Source organism: Paeniglutamicibacter sp. NPDC012692 (genome assembly GCF_042901625.1).
GTDB lineage: Bacteria > Actinomycetota > Actinomycetes > Actinomycetales > Micrococcaceae > Paeniglutamicibacter.
This window is the reverse complement of sequence record NZ_JBIBDE010000004.1, coordinates 63,235-79,691: the sequence shown is the minus strand read 5'-3', so window position 1 is coordinate 79,691 and position 16,457 is coordinate 63,235. Positions and strand designations below refer to the sequence as shown.

At 63.6% G+C, this 16,457-nt stretch carries 11 protein-coding genes; 10 read left to right on the top strand and 1 reads right to left on the bottom strand.

The annotated features are described in order from the left end of the window. The first annotated feature begins 1 nt into the window (after position 1). The 5 genes from ACFY5D_RS14760 to ACFY5D_RS14740 all read left to right on the top strand — a co-directional run bounded on the left by ACFY5D_RS14760 (position 2) and on the right by ACFY5D_RS14740 (position 5,644). Complete coding sequence (locus ACFY5D_RS14760) at positions 2 to 718, top strand: SGNH/GDSL hydrolase family protein (protein WP_387531259.1); 717 nt, start codon at positions 2 to 4, stop codon at positions 716 to 718. 9 nt (positions 719 to 727) lie between these two features. After that, on the top strand, positions 728 to 2,515 hold the full coding sequence (gene glsA / locus ACFY5D_RS14755; RefSeq protein ID WP_387531256.1) for a glutaminase A: 1,788 nt from the start codon (positions 728 to 730) through the stop codon (positions 2,513 to 2,515). A gap of 70 nt (positions 2,516 to 2,585) precedes the next feature. After that, on the top strand, positions 2,586 to 3,338 hold the full coding sequence (locus tag ACFY5D_RS14750; protein WP_387531253.1) for a FadR/GntR family transcriptional regulator: 753 nt from the start codon (positions 2,586 to 2,588) through the stop codon (positions 3,336 to 3,338). Continuing rightward, positions 3,335 to 4,015, top strand: a complete 681-nt coding sequence (locus tag ACFY5D_RS14745) for a cache domain-containing protein (protein ID WP_387531250.1) — start codon at positions 3,335 to 3,337, stop codon at positions 4,013 to 4,015. The genes ACFY5D_RS14750 and ACFY5D_RS14745 overlap by 4 nt, the downstream gene beginning before the upstream one ends. A 126-nt stretch (positions 4,016 to 4,141) precedes the next feature. Further along, on the top strand, positions 4,142 to 5,644 hold the full coding sequence (locus ACFY5D_RS14740; protein ID WP_387531247.1) for an APC family permease: 1,503 nt from the start codon (positions 4,142 to 4,144) through the stop codon (positions 5,642 to 5,644). Positions 5,645 to 6,427: 783 nt separating this feature from the next. Here the strand turns inward: ACFY5D_RS14740 and ACFY5D_RS14735 are convergent. Beyond that, positions 6,428 to 7,438 (bottom strand): saccharopine dehydrogenase NADP-binding domain-containing protein, encoded by a 1,011-nt coding sequence (locus ACFY5D_RS14735; RefSeq protein ID WP_387532064.1) that lies wholly within the window; start codon positions 7,436 to 7,438, stop codon positions 6,428 to 6,430. 109 nt (positions 7,439 to 7,547) lie between these two features. On the opposite strand from ACFY5D_RS14735, the gene ACFY5D_RS14730 reads away from it, so the two are divergent. From ACFY5D_RS14730 to ACFY5D_RS14710, 5 genes are all read left to right on the top strand, one after another. Next, the gene (locus tag ACFY5D_RS14730; RefSeq protein ID WP_387531244.1) at positions 7,548 to 8,105 is read left to right on the top strand and encodes a TetR/AcrR family transcriptional regulator; all 558 of its coding nucleotides are present in this window, start codon (positions 7,548 to 7,550) and stop codon (positions 8,103 to 8,105) included. A gap of 14 nt (positions 8,106 to 8,119) precedes the next feature. After that, positions 8,120 to 8,998 carry an AfsA-related hotdog domain-containing protein gene (locus ACFY5D_RS14725; protein WP_387531242.1) on the top strand — a complete coding sequence of 293 codons (879 nt, stop codon included), beginning with the start codon at positions 8,120 to 8,122 and terminating at the stop codon, positions 8,996 to 8,998. A 481-nt stretch (positions 8,999 to 9,479) separates the two neighbouring features. Beyond that, the gene (locus tag ACFY5D_RS14720) at positions 9,480 to 10,838 is read left to right on the top strand and encodes a hypothetical protein (RefSeq protein WP_387531239.1); all 1,359 of its coding nucleotides are present in this window, start codon (positions 9,480 to 9,482) and stop codon (positions 10,836 to 10,838) included. Between the two features lie 439 nt (positions 10,839 to 11,277). After that, positions 11,278 to 12,237, top strand: a complete 960-nt coding sequence (locus tag ACFY5D_RS14715) for a hypothetical protein (protein WP_387531236.1) — start codon at positions 11,278 to 11,280, stop codon at positions 12,235 to 12,237. Between the two features lie 742 nt (positions 12,238 to 12,979). Further along, positions 12,980 to 16,453, top strand: a complete 3,474-nt coding sequence (locus ACFY5D_RS14710; protein WP_387531233.1) for a TM0106 family RecB-like putative nuclease — start codon at positions 12,980 to 12,982, stop codon at positions 16,451 to 16,453. Positions 16,454 to 16,457: the final 4 nt, after the last annotated feature.

The window sequence follows — 16,457 nt, the reverse complement described above, 5'->3', positions numbered from 1 at the left end:
CATGAAATCACATCGGCCGTTGCATTCGCTGGCACTCGTTGCGGTCCTTGGGGCACTGCTCAGCTTGGATGGCTCGCCACACGCGTTCCTGCCCTCGCCCGCGGCCTTTGACGCCCAGCTCAACCCGAATGCCACGACATTCGTGGTCGCCGGAGACTCGATCACCGCGGCCGGAAGCGACGCGGTGTGGGCGGGCAAGGTCGGGGAGGCCTCGTGGATCAACTTCGTCGATCCGACGGGGGCCGGCGGTACCCGGGTCGGCTGGCGAGGCGGGTGGGCCCTCGGCGGGGCGCAATCCGGCGACATGGCCCGGGCCCTGCGTTACCGAAGCGCCAATGCGCTGGTCGTCCTGGCCGGCACCAACGACCTCGCCAACCGGATCCCCCACGAAACCACAGGCCGGAACATCGAACGGATCGCGCTGGTCGCCTCGTCCGACGTCGTCATCATTTCCAGCGTTCCCCCGCGCGACAGCGCCTCCGACGCCACCACCGAGTACAACGGCTTCCTGCGGGCCCTGGCCGCCCGGCACGGCTGGCTCTTTGTGGACGCCGCGGCCGGGCTGCGCACCGCCGAGGGCAGGTTCAGGCCGGGCCTCAGCGACGACGGGGTGCACCCCAACGTCGCGGGCGCGGCGGTCCTGGGCCACGCCATCGGCAACGCCCTGGCCGGCATTCCGTTGCTCAACGGCGGTCCGATCCAGCCCGCGACCCCCTAGGCTGGGAGCATGCGCTCCCCGATTGCCGACTACCTCAGCCAATTGCACGACGACCTGCTCAAACTCACTTCGGGCAGGCCCTTCCAGGGCATCCCGGCGATGGCGGACGCCGACACCTCCAAGTTCGCGATCGCGCTGGCCACCGTCGACGGGCACGTCTACAAGGTGGGCGACGCCGGCCTGGAATTCTCGATCCAGTCCATCTCCAAGCCCTTTTCCTACGGGCTGGCGCTTGACGACCAGGGGCTTGCGACGGTCGACGCAAAGATCGACGTAGAGCCCAGCGGCGATGCGTTCAACGAGATCTCGCTGGCCCGCGAAACCGGGCGTCCGGCCAACGCCATGATCAATGCCGGCGCCATCGCCACGGTGTCGCTGGTCAAGGACACCGAAACCCCGCGCTTCGCGCGGATCCTGGAGCAGTTCTCGCGCTGCGCGGGCCGGGAGCTTCGCCTGAGCGAAACCATCTACGCCTCCGAGGCGCTGACCGGCCACCGCAACCGGGCGCTGGCCTACCTGCTGCGTTCGTTCGGCATCATCGAAACCGACCCCACCCCGGTGCTCGAGGACTACTTCAAGGCGTGCTCGGTCATGGTCAACACGGAGGACCTCGCGTTGATGGCGGCGACGCTGGCCAACGGCGGCAAGCAGCCGAACACCGGGGCCCAGGTCATGAGCGCCGAGGCCGTCCAGCGGGTGCTCTCCGTCATGACCACCTGCGGCATGTACGACGATGCCGGGGCGTGGATCAGCGCCGTCGGGCTTCCCGCGAAGTCGGGGGTCGGCGGCGGCCTGATCGCCGTGCTTCCCGGTCAGCTGGGCCTGGCCGTGTACTCCCCGGCGCTAGACGCCCACGGTTCCTCGGTGCGCGGCCTGGCCGCCGGCGAGCGCATCAGCCGGGACATGGGCCTGCACTTTGTCCGCGCCGCGCGCATCGGCCGCTCGGTGATCCGCGACCACTACGACATCACCGAGGTCCCCTCCGCCACCCGGCACACCGAGGGCGCGGAAAGGCTGCTTGCCGACTACGGCCAGCGCGCCCACATCCTGGAGCTCGCCGGCGACCTGCTCTTCGCCGGAACCGAGTCCATGGTGCGGGAGGTCAGCGAGCTGCCGGCGGACGTGGAACTGGTGATCCTTGACCTGCGCCGCGTCGACGAGATCGACAAGATCGCCATCCGGATGATCGGAGACCTGAACCGCGGGCTGGCCGCGGAGGGCCGAACCCTCGCGCTGGTCCAGCACGAGCTGTTCGCGCCGCTGGAGGAGGTCAGGTTCTTCCCCAACCGCAACGACGCCGTCGAGTGGGCGGAGACCACCCTGCTGCTGCGCCACGGCAGCCCGGACCTGATGCCGCACAGGGTTGCCATCGCCGATTTCGCGGCGCTCGCACCGCTGTCCCCGGAAGACATCTCGCTCCTGGAATCCCGCATGGTGGAGACCGAGATCGCCGACGACCAGGTCATCCGACGCGTCGGCCAGGAATTCGGGGGCGTGTACTTCATCCTCGACGGCAAGGTCGTCACCTCCACCGACCGGGGAGGCAGCCCCACCCGCCATGCCACGCTGTCCGCAGGCATGACCTTTGGCGAGATCGCGCTCGGCGGCGGCGGCGACCAGACCACCCGGGTGACTGCACTCGGCCGGGTCCATCTGAAGGTGCTGGGGGCCGAGGCCATCACTGCGCTGGAGGCCGAGCACCCGGATGTGGCCTTGCGCTTCTGGAAGGCCATCGCCCGCGATGCCTACACCCGGGTGGAGGCGTACCTCAAGGATTCCGGGCATCCGTTGCGCTGACGGACTCGGACTGAGCCGGGGCCATGCCTGCTGGCGCCCCCGGCGAATCCCAGCGGCTAGAGTTACAGCCATGACCCAGCATGCACTCCCCGGCAGAGGACCGCGCAGCGCCGTGTTCGCACCCCTGGGCGGGGCCGCACGCTCCATGCAGGTGGCGCAGCGGCTCACCGACGCCATACTCCTGGGTGTCATCAAGCCCGGCGAGCGCCTGCCCACCGAGGCCGAGCTCGCCAAGAGGTTCGGGGTTGCGCTTGTCACCGCCCGCGAGGCGCTGAGCGAAATCCGCGAGGCAGGGCTTGTCGAAACCAGGCGCGGCCGCGAGGGCGGGTCCTTCGTGCTGGCATCCGAGGACACCCCGGAACAGGTGCTCATGGCGCGCCTGCGCTCGATATCCCGCATCGAACTGGCAGACGTCGGCACCTACGAGGCGACGCTGTGCGCCGGCGCCGCCGAACGCGCGGCCGAACTCGCCTCGCGCGAGGAGGCGGCACGGCTGGCGACCTGGTGGGAGGGCGCGGATTTCTCTTCGGCGCAAAGCGCGGCGCGGAACCAGGGAGGGTTGCTGCTGGAAATTTCCGTTGCCTCGCAATCGCCGCGCCTGGTCCGTGAGCAGATCCGCTTCCAGGCGGAATTCGGCCAGCTGCTCTGGCTGGGTTTGGGCGAGGGCGGCATCCGGGAACAGGTTTCGGCGCTGAACTCGGAAATCGTCCAGGCCATCGGCTCCGGGGACGCCGGGGGCGCGCGGGCGGTTGTCCGGGCCGAGCTGAAGATCCTGACCACATGGCTTTTGAAGACCAAGGAACGGCTGGAGGCCGCGGCATGAGCCGATTGCAAGAGGTGGCCGAACAGCTCGGCGAGGTTTTTGAGGGTTATTTTTCCGAGCTGCATGAGTTGCGCGTGGCCGTTGAAGCGGGGCTCGCGCGCGGGGACGAGATCGACCGGCTGGTCCTCGACTTCGTGGGGCCCCGCCTGATGGATCCCGCCGCCACTGTCGTTGGAGCGGGGTTCATCGGCGGACCCGGCAGCGACTCCGGGGAATCCATCCACTTCGCGTGGTGGCTCGGCCCCCTGGATGACAACCCGCTTCTTGGCACCACCACGGAGGTGACCAGGCTGGATCTTGCCGCACGCGAGTACGCCGACTACCTCCGGGATTTCACGACCATGGAGTGGTACTCGGTGCCCGAATCCACGGGCGATCGTCACATCACGGGGCCTTACGTCGATCACCTGTGCACCTGCGACTACATGCTCACCCTCACCTCACCGGTCGGATCCCCCGCGCTTGGCGTGGTGGGCCTGGACATCCTGGTCCGGCAGATCGAGCCGGGCATCCTGCGCCTGCTTCGCTCGATCAAAGGCTCCGCCGCCCTGCTGAGTTCCACCGGACGGATCATCGCATCGACCTCGGAGAATTGGGATTTGGGTGCCGGCCTCCAGGACCACGGGGGAATCCCCGTTCCCGGCACGAGCCTGATGGTTGCCGCGATCCCAAACTAATCATTCTATTTAGAATGATAAAGGTGTAGCCTGTTCATGTGACGACGGTCACGAGCGGGTCAAGGTGTTGCGCACACGGTGGCCCGGACCCAATTTTCGTTCGCACCGAATAAGGCCCCACACATCATGAGCAACCAAAGCATCGAAGACGGCAACCACCTCGCCGTCCTGGGATACGAGCAGTCCTTCGACCGTTCGATGTCCCTCTGGGCAAACTTTGCCCTCGGCTTCACCTACCTGTCGCCCTTGGTGGGCGTGTACTCGCTCTTTGCCATCGCCATGGCAACCGGCGGACCGCCGTCCATCTTCTGGATCTTCATCGTCGCCGGCGGCCAGTTCCTGGTCTCGTTGGTCTTCGGCGAGGTCGTTTCCCAGTACCCCATCCACGGCGGCATCTACCCGTGGACCCGGCGGCTCTGGGGCAAGCGCTACGCCTGGATGGCGGCCTGGATCTACATCTGGGCGATGATCGTCACGATCACCGCGGTGGCCCAGTTCGGCTCGGGCTTCGTGGCCAGCACCTTCGGCGTCGAGCTCACGCGCGGCAGCACGCTGCTGTTCTCCGTGGCGTTGCTGCTGGTTGCCCTGGTCCTGAACTTCACGGGAACCAAGACCCTGGCCCGCGTGGCCCGCATCGGCCTGGCCGCGGAACTCATCGGCGTCATCGCCGTCGGCCTGTACCTGTTGATCTTCGTCCGCAAGCAGCCCTTCTCCGTCTTCTTTGATTCCATGGGCGTCGAGGGCGAGGGAAGCTACTCGGCCGCATTCATGGGCGCGGCGCTTGCCGGCTTGTTCCTCTTCTACGGCTTCGAGGCCTGCGGCGACGTCGCCGAGGAGGTCAGCAACCCGGCCCGCCGCATCCCCACCGCCATGATGATGACCATCCTGGTCGGCGGCATCTCGGCGCTGTTGTCCTTCGGCGGATACGTGCTGGCCGCACCTGACCTGCAGGCGATCGTCAACGGCGAGGACGCCGACCCGATCCCGGCGATCCTCGAGTCCGCCCTCGGCCCGGTCGGGGCAAAGATCTTCCTAGTCATCGCGCTGACCGCATTCCTGTCCTGCGTGCTGTCACTGCAGGCCGCGGCCTCGCGGCTGATGTACTCCTTCGCCCGCGACGGCATGATCCCGGGCCATCGCTGGCTCTCCAAGGTCTCGCCGACCACCAAGGTGCCGACCAACGCGCTGGTCGTGGCCTGCTCCATCCCGCTGCTGATCTGCATCATGATCTACTTCGGCTCCGAACAGCTGCTGACCCAAGTGACGAGCTTCGCCATCCTGGGCATCTACGTATCGTTCCAGGCCGTGGTGCTTGCGGCCCTGCGCCAGCGCATGAAGGGCTGGAAGCCGGCGGGGCCGTTCTCCCTGGGCTCGGCTGGTTTCATCATCAACGTGCTGGCCCTGGCCTATGGAATGTTTGCCATGTTCCTGCTGGCTAAGCCCGGCACCTCTGGCGACTTCTTCGCCGACTGGGTGGTGCTCATCGGCCTGGCGATCGTCGCCGGATCCGGTGCCCTCTACCTGTTCATTGCCCAGCCCGACAAGAAGTCCGATGCTCCCACCGGGGACGCCATCGAGGTCGCGGCAAGGCTGCGGGCGGTCAACGCCAACGCCAACGCCCGGGTCTAGCACTCCGCCCGGTGGCCACCCCACTCATGGATGACACACAAGGAAGCGTCCCCCGGCGGGGGACGCTTCCTTGTTGCTAGAGTGTGTCCTCCAATGCGGAATCGACGCGCTTCCGCGGTGCGCCGCCCTCGTTGCCCCGACCCACAGGGCGTCCATGAGTTTTCGAACATCGTCGATTCCCCGCCCCCGACCGGGGCTGAGCATGGGCGCCAGCGGTCCGCGGCTTCCGTCGGGCAGGGGGCGGATCTTGGTGCGCAGCTCTCCACGGGAGCGGCCAACCGCGTGGCCCGGGGCTCAACGAGCAGACTCTTGCCATTCGAGTGGTCCCCGCGTGGCAGGTGAGGTCGGTGCCGTGCTGGCGGGTGCGGTTCTCCGTGGAATCCACAGACACTTCCCAGTTGGCCAATCCCTCGGCGTTCGTCCAGCTGTTCAGGGCATTCAGGACCGTGTCCCAGGTGCCGTGGTGGCGGTGTTGCCCTCAGGACGGTCTTCCACGATGTCGAAATGCTCCGGAAAATCGCGCCCCGGGACTCCGGCCAGGTAACGCCAGCCGATGGTCCTTGAACGGATGTCATTCATTGCCAGTGGAACCCTGCATCACAGGGGCAGCCTGCTCCCACTGAGCACCGCAGAATACGGCATGACGGGACGTCACCCGCCAATCCTCACGAACGCGGCTATCGGGATAGAAGACACACTAACGGGCTTAGCGCTCAGTCCGTTCCCTGCCACTGCCATGACCCCTCATCGTCTTTCACCAGCGCCCATGCACGGACCGTTTTGTTAGGTATCGGCGATCTGGAGGCCAGGCAGCGTGCGGAGGTTACCGGTTCCGACGAGTTCGCCGGAAGTAACGACACCGGGGGAAGGACGATTTCGAAGCTGTTCAATTACCTGCACGGCGATGCGCGCGGCCAGTTCACTTCCACTTCCTCCCTTGAGGTAGCTCGTCACGCTCTCACCGCGGGGGTTGGTGGCCCGAATCCAAATCTGGGTGCACTCCACATCAGTTCCCCTGGGCTTCCGTCCCTTGCGGCGCGAACTGCGTGGCCCGCCCCAGCCCGTTCTGGCCAGTCGGCGGATGAGGGGAATCGTGAGCTGTGCCAGCAGGAGGTTCATCCGCGTGGTGGAATATGCAGTGACCTGCTCGATGCCGGTGGTCCGGGCAACTGCGAACGCGTCCCCAAGGGCCACGGGCACCGCAGTGCGCCGTCCGTCAGGCAGGTCGAATCCGACGATCCTACGACCTCGAGCTGACCGGCGGGAACCTTTGTTGCCAGCATTGGGTTGGCCCAGGATCTCCCACATGGTCCTCGACACGCCTTCAGTCTTTATCCCGCCGCTCGAGCTCCGAACAATCATCAAGCCGTCGGGTTCCTCAATTCTTGCAAGGAGGTGGCTTGCAAGAGCTTCGGCCGCGGCCGTTCCAAAGCCGGCACCAGGAACAAGGGTCACCCCGGCCTGCCGGGCATTGTTGTCCAACGACCAAGCATCCTCGAAAGTGGTCGCCTCGTTAGATAGGTCCAGATAGTGACACCCGTTGCGGATGCAAGCGCGCATGAGCCCGGCCGCCGTGCGGACAAAGGGGCCAGCCGTGTTGAGAACGATCTTCACATCCGTCAGCATGGCGTCCAGATCCTCCGGATCCGCGGACCCCGATTCGCGCCACGGTACGTTTAGGCTCCGCGCCGCAGCTATGAGCCGGGCCGAGGCTCGCCCAGCAAGGATGACTTCGATCCCGGACTCATGAGAGAGCGAGGCGATGCGTTTCGCCATGGAACCGTACCCATAAATTAGAAGGATTGCGCCACCCTCTCGGAGTTACCTGCAGCCATTCGGTCCACTTACCGTTACACTACGTATCATTATGGTCTCATCAATTGGACGCCCGCGAAACGCCGATGTGAATACCGCACTGCTCCGGGCTGCCGAAGAGCTCATTCTTGAGCGCGGCTTTGGCGCAGTTTCCGTGGAGGCAGTTGCTTCCCGGGCCGGAACAACTCGTCCTGCATTCTATCGGCGATTTGACGGCATTCCGCGTCTTTTACTGGCCCTGTTGTTGGACCGGTTCGCCATAGACCTTGATCACTGTATCGATTCCGGCAACCTCCCAGACGACCTCATGGCCATTCAGCGAGACCAGCTGGAACTATTCTCCGACCCTCTCGTCAAACGAAGCTTGGCCGGATTTTTAGGTTCCCTCCATGACGATCCAGAACTGCGAAAAGTCTTTGTGGAGGAGTTCCTTACCCCCCGCAGGCAAGGCGCCGGCATGATCATTCTGCGGGCGGCCAGCCGGGGGGAAATCCCCCAAAATCCAAACCTGGAATGGGCCCTCGACCTTCTCACCGGGCCGCTGTTGATGCGGGCCGTCATGCCAGGGCTGGCAGGATTCGATGAGGCATTGATTTCCCAGACAGTGGCAAGCGCGCTGAACGCTCTATCCTTTCGATCCCCCTAAGGAAGCAGGTTTCCATGCGACACACGGTTGATAGTTCCCTCATCCACAAGCGTTCAGCAGATCAGGTACTTCTGCTCGCTGCTGAAACGAGTACGGACGGCTCCCTCGGGATCAGCGTGGCACTGCCGCACGGACACCCTTTCACAAACACGATTCCCGAGAACACTACACTCCTCGGCATTGAACTGATGCGCCAATGCGCCATCTCATTCGCACATCTGGATGGGGGCGTTCCCAAAGGGTGGGCCTTCTTGATGAACGAGCTCTCCTTCGCATGGCACGACGGCATGGCTCCGAAAACCCCCGAACAATTCACAGGACGCGTCGACGTGCGTCTCCTGGCCGCAAAAATGCGCAAAGACCGAATCAGTGACCTGCAGCTGAAAGCAGACTACCTCGCCGATGGTGTGGTTTTAGGAAGCGGCCGGGGAGACCTCTCGACCTTGCCGCCCCAGACCTATCAAGCGATCCGCCGCAATGCCGCTCCTGCCACCCGGGAAGCTACAGGCCCCCTCGGGACGGTGTTGGCCAACGTGCGCCACGAACCCGAGGGACTCGAAGCACAACTGGTTTGGAACCAGAATGACCGATTCATCTTTGATCATCCCAGCGACCACCTATCGGGAATGCTGCTCACCAGCGCAGTCCTTCAGGCCCACCTGCTGCTCACTGGGTCGCAAGCCCAGGACGTCAGCCTAAGATGCGAAAATTTCGCTGAGTACGACCAAATCACCCGGGTATCCACGTCCTTGACCGCATCAGGCGAAACCCGGACCACCATCACACAATCCGGACGGAATATCGCGTTTGGGTCCTGCGGAGGCCACCGAGCAACGGACACAACCGGACCGGCAGTCGGCCAGTTCCACCGCCAGCTCAAACCCGTTTCCTAGCCGCTTCCAAAAAGTCCTCCCAAACCTGTTGCCAAGGCACATCCTCCTTCATATAGTTAAGTTACAGCACGAAACGTAACGTAAAAATGCAGACAATTCGTTCTCGTGCATACAGAGCGGATCTTGGATGTGAACCGGCAACGGCGCTAACCCAAGATCCACCACCATCAGCCGGCATTCAACTCTAAAAACGCCGCAACCTCCGGCAGGGGCGTTTGAAATGGTACGGCGGCCGTGTAGCCGTTAGCCCATAACGGCGAACGGTCTGCGGTCGCCCACCCAGCAACACCGCTTCCACGGGCCCAAATTCATATTCAGAGCCCGTGTCCCCCAGTTCCGGGCAATGCAGCACTACGCTGCATTGCCAGAGAAAACGCCGGGAATCCGGCGCGCCGCACACCATGTTTTTCACATGAGCTTCCGGATCCATGCGCCATCAAAACTCCGGAGGCGCCACCTCTAATACAGAGAGTTGATCGTCATGACTGAAATCCTTCAGCAGCTTGAGCACAGCGCAGACACAATCCTGACCACCGAGCACCCGCTGGCCACCACCAGCGAAAGCCCAATCACCACGGTCGCAGGGGCGGAGGACAACGATAAGGCGTGGGGCCACCTTTACGGTGCCATCGCATCCGGGCTCGGTGTGGATCCCTCCAATTTCCAGCTCAATTACCCCTTTGCAACGTGGGACTGGCCAGTTGCCAACGTCGGTTATACAAGCGCTGCGCAGTACGACTTCTGCTCTGCTGTGCCCCAGTTCAGCGCTACCGGCGCTTACACTTCAGCCGGCACGGAGTTCAATGATGCCTACGAGCAGATGCTCCATGTTGTTGCCGCCGACACCTCGGACCCGGCACTGGCCGAGAAAATTTCGCAAGCACGCAACGTGTTGAATCTGGCGACCAACGACTTCCAAATCACCTACAGCCAGGCTCGCGAGGCCTATGTACGTGAGACGGGAGGAACCAACGTCCCATCTTTCACCGAATGGTTGGGTAGCTACGGCGGCAAGGCCTGGGCTACGCAGCTGGCAGCAGCTTCCAGCACAGTCGATGCAAAGAAACGGCTGCTGGACCAGTTGCTCTCCGAAACGTCCACACCCGGTCTGAATGACGCGATCCTTAGGCTGAACAACAAGGACTATTACACCCGGCTCCAGGACCCGTCCCTTGCCAACTTCCCGGCTGTACCCAGCTACTCACTGGGCATGGATGCGACAACATGGTTGCAAAAGGTCCAGGCTGGAACCGGCGGCACCAGCGGCAAGATCAGTTTTTCCAACTCGCAAGCCGAATACGACTACAAGAAATCTTGGGCTGGCGGCAGCGCCTCAGTAGGTAACTTCTTCTGGAGCGTAAACGTTGGTGGCTCATGGGAACGCATTGACGAGTTCGGCACGGACAACTCCTTGGAAGTCACTGTTAGCTTCAAGGCCTGGGACAGTATCAGCATCGAAGCAGGCCGGTGGTACAACGGGGCATTCGTGCGCAGCGTCTCCGAGGGTCCCTTCGTCCGAGGCTATTCCTCCAACGGTGAAGACCACACCAAGGCAGTCTGGGGCAAAGACGGCATCATGGGAGTCCAAAAGGTTGGGATGATCGTTTGCTACAAGCCGTCCTTCTCTATCAAGGTCAGCAGCTCCACCTTTAGCTCTTTCTCCGAGAAGTGGGAAGTGTCCGCTGGAGTGCGGATCGGCCCCTTCACCTTTACCGGCGGCGGCGGCAGCACCTCCTCCGGTTGGAAAGCAGATAAGGCAACCAGCACTTTCACCGGTGAATCGACCGCCGAAACGGCACTGATTCTGGGCACGAAGATCGCCCTGATAAATCCCGCGTAGGCAATTGCATTCGAGATGAAGTTTGAAAGAACCCGGCACATCCTGCGGCTCAATCCCCATCGTGCAGGGTGGTGCCATGGGCCAGACGCCCGGGCGCACCACAGCGTTCAAGAATAAGACGCTAGGTGCAGCGGGGGACGGCCCTGTCCGGAGAAACGGACTTGGTGGACCAGGCTTGACGGCACATTCGCACATTCGCACTTTGATCCGTCGATCCGACTTCACCAAGCACTCCTGACAGTGCTCGCGAACCGGGCGCTCCGCTCCACGCGCGAGCATCACGATCGGCAACAGTTCCACCGCCGTTCCACAACTGGTAGGAGTTCGGCATATCTCCGACGCCATGACATCTCACCATGAGCCCAAGTTTTCAGACTCACAGAAACCGTCACACTGCAAGGTCCTCACCAATTACCGAAGCTTAGGGGTAGAACTGGCCATGTTGGACATTGAATTCGCAGTCGAGGCGACCGGTGGATACACAAACGACTACGTCGAACTGAACGGCCGGCCTCACACCATCAAAATTCGCCTTCTAGACGGCGAGCACACCTTTGAGTCTGAACCATTCGATCTCGGTATCCTGCCTGCCGTTGAAAATCGCCGACTTCTGGGACAGTTGACGTTCCGATACAGTTTTGACGAGAAGAACGGGCTTGTCACCGTCTGCGGAACAGACTTTGATTCATCAGAGGCGATGTGCCTCCTGACTGTCCCCGAAGGAACGTCCGAATTCTGCTATCAACGAGCATCCTCGGGCGGATTCCTTGCCGATGATCTCATGGCAAATCTCCATTGGAACTACCGGACGCTCCTAACTCCCGGCTTGGACGAAGTGTTCACCCGGATGGCAAGATCGGCGAACGAGTCCTTGATCGCTGCTTTGACAGAAACTGTCGGACTTTCCACACAAGTGCGCATGCATCCACCGGAACTGACGAGCGACGAGTACCTACAGTTGCTGACCGTCTACCGTGATGGAACCTTCCTTGGACTTTACGAACAAGGACAGGAACTTGGCCCGAAGGACATGATCTACACCGTCGAGTCCGTATTCGGAGGAGAGGTGACGATGTCATACGGAGAAGCGTTCGCAAATGTCATCGGCAGCACCGCCGACCCGAAGATTGGCGGCCTAACCTGGATCATGTTGTGGGCAAAACAATTCGGGATGTATCCCACGCAATGCACCTCATACTTGTCGCAAGGATTCCCCTGCGGGCCAACCATGGTGGGTGGACATGTGGTGTCGGGAAAGAGCGCGAAAAAAATTCCAAACGGCTCGAATTCGGTGTACATCTACCCGATCTGCATACAACACAACAACAACGACAGTGTGTACATGGAGGCCCTCACATACCTCAAAGGTATCTGGCTCAAGAACTACATGGGTTCGTAGCCACTTCAGCGCTCTTCACCTCGTCAAGACGAGCGGTCCGGCCAAACCCCGTCGGTACCGCAGGAAACAGTTCCTCGCCGCATGCAAACCGAGGGATAGGCCAGCCGGGAGATGTCGGTGGATTCCGCGGTGAACCGCACCCGCCAGCACTGCGCCCACCTCACCCGCCACATTCGGGACCACTCGAATCGCAGGAATCTGCTCGTTGACCTCCTAGGCCGCCCGCGCACATCTGCGGCAGCGCGGCGTCCGGTGTGGGATCCCCCGAATGCGAGGACCCAAAGAACACCCGGAAATGCATAGGGATCCGCCGGCGGGTGGCCGGCGACTTGCAACAGGGAAGCGTGCAAACGACGCAACGCCGTCAAATGCAGCTTCAACAGCCTCGGCAATGGAGACCACCGGCTACGACACAAGCCCACCCTGACGTACCGCCCGCCCGTGGTGCCGCGGGCCGTGTTCCCTGGAGAGCTGCGACTACCGAGCCAGGAGACACGCCATAGGAGCGAGGGGGCATTGCAGCAGGCCTTGGCCGCTCGCGCGGAGCAACCCACCATGCGATGCTCCTTCATCGACTTCAGTGGGATCCAACACGGTTCCACGAGCTCACGTTTCATCGGACTTGGAGTTTTTCTGTGCCGCCCGGCGGCAAACAGCCTGGGGCAGGGGGCACAAAACCAAAGCGACACCCGGCAGGTGCTAGTTTCGAAACTAAACCAAGCCTTGAAGGAGCGCTCGCCTCGTGTTTTTCCTCGACCAAGATCTGATCTATTCCGCCAGCGACCTGGTGACCGCAGCCAGCTGCGAATTCACCTCGCTGAGCAAGCTCGATGAAAAACTGGGCCGCAGCAAGGCTACGAAATCCGAAACCGACGAAATGCTCGAACGCACGGCGAAGCTCGGTGACACCCACGAACACAAGGTGCTGGACGACCTGCTGAAGAAGTTCGGCGAGTACGATCCGTCGTCCGGCCGCGGCGTCAAGATGCTGCAGGCGGGCGTCCGCGGGGACCGCACCTCGTTGGAAGAGGCCCACCGGGAAACCCAGGACGCCCTGCGCATGGGCGCGGACGTGGTCTTCCAGGCAACGTTCTTCGACGGGGAGTTCGTTGGCTTCGCCGATTTCCTGATTCGCGAGGACAACGGCGCCTACGCGGTGTGGGACACCAAGCTGGCCCGCCACCCCCGCGTCACAGCGCTGCTGCAGCTTGCCGCCTACGGAGACCAGCTCCTGGCCGCGGGCGTCGAGGTTGCGCCGGACACCACCCTGGTGCTGGGCGACAACACGCATTCGGTGCACCGGATGCACGAGCTGCTGCCCGTCTTCAGGGACCGCCGGGACCGTTTCAAGTCGCTGGTTGAATCCCACCAAAAACAAGAGCAGACCGTGGCCTGGGGCCAGCCCGGGATCAGCGCGTGCGGGCGCTGCGACTACTGCTCCGAGCAGGTCACCGAGCACCGCGACCTGCTGCTGGTCGCGGGAATGAGCACTACCAAGCGCAAGAAGCTCATGGAGTCGGGCATCGCCACCATTGACGAGCTGGCGCACAGCAACACCGGGTCCAAGGACACCCACTTCAAGCTGGCGGAACAGGCCCGCATGCAGGTCGGCCTCGGCGGCAGAGACGGTGTCGTCGGAGGCGTCGCCTACAAGGTCTCGGGCAACCAAACGATTTCCCGCCTGCCCGAACCCAACCCCGGGGACATCTTCTTCGACTTCGAGGGCGACCCGCTCTGGCAGGACCCCTTCGACGATTCCTGGGGCCTGGAATACCTTTTCGGCGTCATCGAAATCGACACCGAAGAACCCGTTTTCAAGCCGTTCTGGGCCCATTCGAGGGCCCAGGAACGCAAGGCCTTCACCGACTTCGTCGCCTACGTCGAGGACCGCCGGAAAACCTACCCGGACATGAAGGTCTACCACTACGCACCGTACGAGAAGAGCGCGCTGCGGAACCTGTCGCTGCGCCACGTGGTTGCGGAGGACGCCATCGACCAGTGGCTTCGCGACGGCCTGCTGGTCGACCTCTACGACACCGTCAGGCACTCGCTGCTGATCTCCGAACGCTCCTACTCCATCAAGAAACTCGAACCCCTCTACATGGGCGAGAACCTGCGCGGCGGGGACGTGAAGGATGCGGGGGCCTCGATCGTCGCGTATGCCAAGTACTGCGACGCGCTGGAGAACGACGCCGCTGCCGCCGCGGGGATCCTGGAATCCATCAGCGACTACAACGCGTACGACTGCCTCTCCACGCTGCGGCTGCGCGACTGGCTGCTGGGCCTGGTCCCCCACGTGCCGCGCGCCGAATGGGTCGAGGAAACCCCGCTCCCCGACATCGACGAGGTCGAACCCAGCACCGAGGAACTGGCGCTGCGCGCCTACCTCGAAACGTTGCCGCAGAACCGGGCACTGACCAACGACGAGCGCGCCATCGCCATGGTCGCCGCGGCCACCGGCTACCACCGCCGCGAGGCCAAGCAGTTCTGGTGGGAGCACTTCGACAGGCTCGACCAGCCCTTCGAGTCATGGGCCGACACCCGCAACGTGTTCATCGTCGAAGACGCCGAGGTCGTCGAGGACTGGCACAAGGCAAGCCCCCGGGCCAGGGTCGAATCCAGGGTCACCGAATTGCGCGGCACCATGGCCGAGGGCTCGGACTTCAAGGTCGGCAGCGGCTGGTTTGCCATGTACGGGGCACCGTTGCCCCCGGAACTGGAGCCCAGCAACGCCGACCGTGCCGGCCTTTTCAACGCCACGGTGAGCGAAAACGACGAGCGCTTTGTCATCACCGAAAAGTCCAACACCAAGGTCCCGCCCTTCGGGGCCCTGCCCGTCGCGCTGACCCCGGACCAGCCGATCAACACCACCTCCCTGCGTGATTCGCTGGCCGAGCTCGCCCGCACCGTGGGCGGTTCGCTGCCCTCGCTGCCCAAGCACCCGGGCATCGACATCCTGCGCAAGGCCGCCCCTCGCTTCACCACCCTGTCCGGGCCGCCGGTGCCGCAGGAGGTCGACGGACTGAAGAACGTCGTGCCTGCGATCGTCGAGGCCCTGAACGACCTCGACAATTCCTATCTGGCGGTGCAGGGCCCCCCGGGCACGGGCAAGACCTTCGTGGCTTCCCACGTCATTGCCGCCCTGGTGAAGCAGGGCTGGAAGGTCGGGGTCGTCGCCCAGTCCCACGCCGTGGTGGACAACGTGCTGGACAAGGCCATCGGCAATGCCGGCGTGCACCCGGACCAGGTGGCCAAGAAGCAGAAGGCCGGCGACAAGACCCGGGTTCCGTGGAACGGGACCACCGACGACGCCATCGAGAGGCTGCTGGGCGGCGAGGAGGGCGCGCTGATCGGCGGCACGGCCTGGACCATGACCGGCAAGCGGGTCCCGGAGGGATCGCTCGACCTGCTGGTCATCGACGAGGCGGGCCAGTACTCGCTGGCCAACACGCTGGCGGTGTCCCGCGCCGCCAAGCGGCTGCTGCTGCTCGGCGACCCCCAGCAATTGCCGCAGGTCACCCAGGGTTCCCACCCGCAGCCGGTCGACGAGTCGGCGCTGGGCTGGCTCAGCGCCGGGCACCCGACACTGCCGGAGGAACTCGGCTACTTCCTGGCCGACTCGTGGCGCATGCACCCGGAGCTCTGTGGGAAGGTCTCGGCCCTGAGCTACGAATCCAAGCTGCATTCGGCGGCAGAGGCCGCCACCCGCTCGCTCTCCGGCGTGCCCGCCGGTGTCGCCACGGTCCTGGTCGAGCACCACGGCAACACCACGCAATCGGTGGAGGAGGCGCAGGAGATCATCAACCAGGTCCGGGCCCACATGGGCCTGAGCTGGGTCGGCGGCACCGGCAAGGCACCGCGGGAACTGCTGGCCGAGGACATCCTGGTGGTTGCCGCCTACAACGCGCAGGTGAACCTGCTGCGCGAGGAGCTGGATGCCGCGGGCCTCGAGGACGTCAAGGTCGGGACCGTCGACAAGTTCCAGGGACAGGAGGCGCCGGTGGTCATCGTGTCCATGGCGTGTTCCTCGGCCGACGACGCGGCGCGCGGCATCGAGTTCCTGCTCAACCGGAACCGGATCAACGTCGCCGTCTCGCGCGGGCAGTGGCGCGCGGTGATCGTGCGCTCCCCCAGGCTCACCCATTTCCTTCCGTCCAACCCCGCCTCGTTCGCGGAGCTCGGGGCTTTCCTGGCACTCGGGACATGTTATGAATAAGAGC

Coding starts and splice junctions, on each gene's coding strand:
- ACFY5D_RS14760 (WP_387531259.1), top strand. CDS start 2: ATGAAATCACATCGGCCGTTGCATTCGCTGGCACTCGTTGCGGTCCTT.
- glsA (WP_387531256.1), top strand. CDS start 728: ATGCGCTCCCCGATTGCCGACTACCTCAGCCAATTGCACGACGACCTG.
- ACFY5D_RS14750 (WP_387531253.1), top strand. CDS start 2,586: ATGACCCAGCATGCACTCCCCGGCAGAGGACCGCGCAGCGCCGTGTTC.
- ACFY5D_RS14745 (WP_387531250.1), top strand. CDS start 3,335: ATGAGCCGATTGCAAGAGGTGGCCGAACAGCTCGGCGAGGTTTTTGAG.
- ACFY5D_RS14740 (WP_387531247.1), top strand. CDS start 4,142: ATGAGCAACCAAAGCATCGAAGACGGCAACCACCTCGCCGTCCTGGGA.
- ACFY5D_RS14725 (WP_387531242.1), top strand. CDS start 8,120: ATGCGACACACGGTTGATAGTTCCCTCATCCACAAGCGTTCAGCAGAT.
- ACFY5D_RS14720 (WP_387531239.1), top strand. CDS start 9,480: ATGACTGAAATCCTTCAGCAGCTTGAGCACAGCGCAGACACAATCCTG.
- ACFY5D_RS14715 (WP_387531236.1), top strand. CDS start 11,278: ATGTTGGACATTGAATTCGCAGTCGAGGCGACCGGTGGATACACAAAC.